5 protein-coding genes are annotated in these 4,625 nt (G+C 59.4%); 4 read left to right on the top strand and 1 reads right to left on the bottom strand.

Annotated elements, in window-relative coordinates:
- From yidC to B3V69_RS00870, 4 genes are all read left to right on the top strand, one after another.
- Positions 1–1,503, top strand: a 1,503-nt coding sequence (gene yidC / locus B3V69_RS00885) for a membrane protein insertase YidC (protein WP_296442920.1), incomplete at its 5' end; no start/stop codon positions are given.
- A gap of 56 nt (positions 1,504–1,559) precedes the next feature.
- Positions 1,560–2,966 (top strand): tRNA uridine-5-carboxymethylaminomethyl(34) synthesis GTPase MnmE, encoded by a 1,407-nt coding sequence (mnmE, locus tag B3V69_RS00880; RefSeq protein ID WP_296442918.1) that lies wholly within the window; start codon positions 1,560–1,562, stop codon positions 2,964–2,966.
- A 76-nt stretch (positions 2,967–3,042) separates the two neighbouring features.
- The gene (locus tag B3V69_RS00875) at positions 3,043–3,534 is read left to right on the top strand and encodes a Crp/Fnr family transcriptional regulator (protein WP_296442916.1); all 492 of its coding nucleotides are present in this window, start codon (positions 3,043–3,045) and stop codon (positions 3,532–3,534) included.
- Positions 3,535–3,542: 8 nt separating this feature from the next.
- Complete coding sequence (locus B3V69_RS00870) at positions 3,543–4,313, top strand: hypothetical protein (protein ID WP_296442914.1); 771 nt, start codon at positions 3,543–3,545, stop codon at positions 4,311–4,313.
- 15 nt (positions 4,314–4,328) lie between these two features.
- Here B3V69_RS00870 and B3V69_RS00865 read toward each other — a convergent pair.
- On the bottom strand, positions 4,329–4,625 hold a 297-nt coding region (locus tag B3V69_RS00865; protein WP_296442913.1), incomplete at its 5' end, for a purine phosphoribosyltransferase family protein.

Here is a 4,625-nt window from a genome sequence, read left to right as displayed (position 1 = left end):
ACGGGGGCTGCAGCCCAGTTAGCCTCTGTGACTGCCGCGCCAGCCGCGCCGCGTGAGCGCCTGGTGGTGACGACCGATGTGCTCAAGCTGACGTTTGACACCGAAGGCGGTTCGCTGGTAAAGACCGAGTTCCTCAAGCACGTCGACATGTCCGACAAGACCAGGAAGTTTGTTCTGCTGGACAGCAACAAGGACCGCACCTATATGGCGCAAACGGGTCTGATCGCCGGGGCGGCGGGCGGCACCCTGCCCACCCACAAGACGGTGATGAGCGTTGCGCCGGGTGAGCGCACGCTCCAGGACGGCGGTAAAGAGCTGGTGGTCCGGTTTGAGTCCCCTGAGCTGGGCGGGGTCAAACTGGTGAAAACCTTCACCCTGACCCGTGGCGCCTATGCTGTGGATGTCAAACACGAAGTGATCAATGTGGGCACCCTCCCGGTGTCGCCGCAGTTGTACCTGCAGCTGGTGCGCGATGGCAACAAGCCGTTGGGCGAGTCTTCTTTCTACTCCACCTTCACCGGCCCGGCGGTTTATACCGAGGCTAAGAAATACCAGAAGGTTGAGTTCAAGACCATCGAAAGCGACAAAGTCGATATCGAGAAAAGCGCAGACAACGGTTACGTCGCCATGGTGCAGCACTACTTTGCCAGCGCCTGGGTGCTGGGTGACGGCATCAAACGCGATCTGTTCATGCGCAAGGTAGATACCAATTTGTATGCTGTGGGCATGATCACGTCCTTAAACGATATTGCGCCAGGCAGCAGCAAGACCGTGGATGCGACGTTTTTTGCTGGCCCCGAGGAAGAAAAGATGCTGGAAGTCTTATCACCGGGGTTAGAGCGGGTCAAAGACTATGGCTATCTCACCATCATGGCCAAGCCACTGTACTGGCTGCTCGACAAAATACACAGCTTTGTCGGCAACTGGGGTTGGTCCATCATGGCTCTGGTGCTATTGCTGAAGATTACCTTTTATTGGCTCAATGCCAAGGCCTATGCCAGCATGGCCAAGATGAAGGCCGTCAACCCGAAAATCACTGAAATGCGGGAACGCCTGAAGGACAAACCGCAGCAGATGCAACAGGAGATGATGCGCATCTACCGCGAAGAAAAAGTCAACCCGATGGGTGGCTGTTTCCCGATCATGATCCAGATTCCGGTGTTCATTGCTTTGTATAACGTTTTGCTATCCAGCGTTGAAATGCGCAATGCACCCTGGATTTTGTGGATTCATGACCTCTCATTGCCTGACCCGTACTACATCTTGCCGCTGGTGATGACACTGACCACGGTGTTGCAGACCGCCCTCAACCCAGCGCCGCCGGACCCCATGCAGGCCAAGATGATGTGGTTCATGCCCCTGGCGTTCAGCGTCATGTTCTTCTTCTTCCCGGCGGGTCTCGTGATTTACTGGATCACCAATAACATTCTGTCGATCACGCAGCAGTGGATCATCAACACCCGCATGGGTGTGCCACCGCAGTTCAACCTGCCCAAGTTCTGAATTTGAACCTACCGTCTGCAATGCTGGTGATGGCGCTCTGAGCAGACTGCAATCTCATGCTGGCGCGTCATCAGGACCCCATTGCCGCCATTGCCACCGCCCCCGGCCGGGGCGCGGTGGGCATTGTGCGGGTCAGCGGGAAAAATCTCGGAGCCCTGGTTCAGACCCTGTGCGGCCGCCCGCTCGTGGCCCGCGAGGCCACTTACACCGCGTTTCTTGACCGCGCCGGACTGGCGATTGACCAGGGTCTGGCCCTTTATTTTCCGGCACCTCATTCGTTTACCGGCGAGGATGTGCTGGAGCTGCAGGCCCACGGCGGGCCGGTGGTGTTGCAGCTGTTGCTCGCCCGGGCCCTGGAAGCGGGTGCAGAACTTGATCCGGTGACGCGTACGCCCCATTTGGCGGGCCTGCGGGTCGCGTTGCCGGGCGAATTTTCAGAGCGCGCTTTTCTCAACGACAAGATTGATCTGGCGCAGGCCGAGGCGATTGCCGACTTGATTGATGCCAGCACCGAGGCCGCAGCGCGCAGCGCCAGCCGATCTTTGTCGGGGGCCTTCTCCAAAGAAATCCATGCCCTGCGGGACGCGCTGATCCACTTGCGTATGCTGGTGGAGGCGACGCTGGACTTTCCGGAAGAAGAAATCGACTTCCTGCGCAAGGCGGACGCGCACGGGCAGCTCTCAAAACTGCAGCAAACCCTGTGCGCCGTGCTGCAAAGAGCGCGGCAAGGCGCGCTGTTACGCGAAGGCATCAAGGTGGTGATTGCGGGGCAGCCCAACGCCGGAAAATCGTCCCTGCTCAACGCGCTGGCGGGCGCCGAGCTGGCGATTGTCACGCCGATTGCCGGCACCACCCGCGACAAGGTGCAACAAACCATCCAGATCGAGGGCGTGCCGGTGCATGTGATCGACACGGCCGGCTTGCGCGACAGTGAGGATGAGATTGAAAAAATCGGTATTGCACGCGCCTGGGATGCCATCGAGACGGCGGACGCGGTTTTGTTTCTGCACGACCTGACCCGCATGAATGCTATAGATTACATAGCTGATGACGCAATCATCACGGGGGCGCTGGCCCAAAAACTGCCTGCAAGAGTGCCCGTCATCGATATCTGGAACAAAGCCGATGTCATGGCGGCTCCGGATCGCGACGCGGGTCTGACCCTGTCAGCCAAAACCGGCGCTGGCCTGGACCGCTTGCGCCGCAGGCTGCTGGAGGTGGCGGGCTGGCAGTCTGCCCCCGAGGGCGTCTACATTGCCCGGGAACGGCATGTGCAGGCACTGCGCCGGGTGGATGAGCATTTGATGCAGGCCGACGCCCATTTGGCCGCCAAGGCGCAGGCGCTGGACCTGCTGGCGGAAGAGCTGCGCCTGGCACAAAACGCTTTGAGTGAAATAACCGGTGAATTTAGCTCAGATGACCTTCTGGGGGTGATATTCTCCGCATTCTGTATCGGCAAATAGCTGGGCTTTGCGCCAAAGCACGTGGCTATCCGCACGCGCTGCATTGACTGAAAATTAAAGCTAAGGTGAGCGTGTCATGAATGCAAATTCCCAGTTCTCCAATAAGCAGTCGATCAAAGGCTTGATCGAGGCATTTGTGCATAACCATGGCGAAGACGCCCTCAGCCGCTCGGTGACGCCTGACCAGTGGCAGGCGCTGGCGAGCTACATGCAGCCTTTTACGCTGGCGCAAAGCCAGATTCTGATCACCCAAGGTTCGCAGGACCGCACACTTTATTTTGTCGAAACCGGCAGTTTGACGGTGCATTTTGAGGACGCGGGCGACCGCATACGGCTGGCCATCGTGGGCGCGGGTTCGGTTTTGGGTGAGGGCGGGTTTTTCTCGCACATGCCGCGCAACGCGACCGTGCAGGCAGCGACGGAATGCCGCATGTGGAGTATCACGCCGCTGCGTTTCGCTGAATTGTCTCATCGCCTGCCCGGTGCGGCCCTGGCTTTGACCATGGCCCTGGGTGCTATTGTTTGTAAACGCATGCAGGACCGACGCAGACGTGTCGCTGTGACTTGAAAGAAAATATGTCAATATTCAATTGGTTTACCAGCAAAAAGCCGACATCTAAAGCCCATGCACTGGAAAGTTCGGGCCTGGGACAGACGGATGCAACGCTTCCCCTGATGCCCCATGACCGGCTTCGCGTGAAGAGTGGCCCACCGCCCGTCATGCATGCGGCGAATGAGAAAACTGAGCGCCTCGAGCGTCGTGAACTCCTCTACAGCGTCGTGCGTGACTCGATGACGCGCGCCGGTGTGCTGGCTTCCAGCTACAAATTCAAGGTCCTGTCGCTGGATGCACCGGGGCGCCAGTACCTCATCATGATGGATCTGATCAACCATTCTGCCGGGGATACCGGTCGTCTGGCCGAGATCGAAGCCTTGATGGCTCAGGCGGCCAAGAAGCGTCATGACATTCTGGTCACGGCCGTCTACTGGCGCGTGATCGAGCATGTCACGGCGGGCCTGTCGCCGAGCCAGTCAGTCGCGGCGCCGCCAGTGCCCAGAAAGGCACCTGAACCACAAGCATCTCGTCCACCGGCAACAGCCATAACACCGGCACCATTGGCCAAGCCAAGCGCCCCGTATGAGCCGCTGCAACAAGATGAAGTTGCGGCGTTCAAACGGGCACTGGCCAATGCAACGCCTGCCACACCGCTGTCGGCGGTGGGTCAAATCGTGACATCGGGCCGCCGCAACCCGGCACCGGCAGACGAATTCGAAGACACGCAACTGGTCGATCCGGAACAGCGCGCCTCGCCGCTAAGCGGCACCCAATACGGGGTTTTGAACTGACGGTGCAACCGGGTTTCAGCGCCCGGCGAAATCGATCAGGGTGAAAAGCGGCAGACCCGCGGCCCGGAGTTTGTCGGATCCGCCAAGCTCCGGCAGGTCCACAATGGCCGCACCTTCCATGACATGAGCGCCGAGTTTTTCGAGCAGTTTCTTGCCGGCCATCATGGTGCCGCCGGTGGCGATCAGGTCGTCAATCAGCAGCACGCGGTCACCGGGCTTGACGGCGTCGGTGTGCAGCTCGACGGTGGCGCTACCGTACTCCAGCTCGTAGGTTTCTTCGACCGTGGTGAACGGCAGCTTGCCTTTCTTGCG

Source organism: Rhodoferax sp. UBA5149 (assembly GCF_002413825.1).
Taxonomy (GTDB): Bacteria; Pseudomonadota; Gammaproteobacteria; order Burkholderiales; family Burkholderiaceae_C; genus Rhodoferax.
Note: the sequence above shows the minus strand (reverse complement) of the source record. Positions and strands in the feature narration are given on the sequence as shown.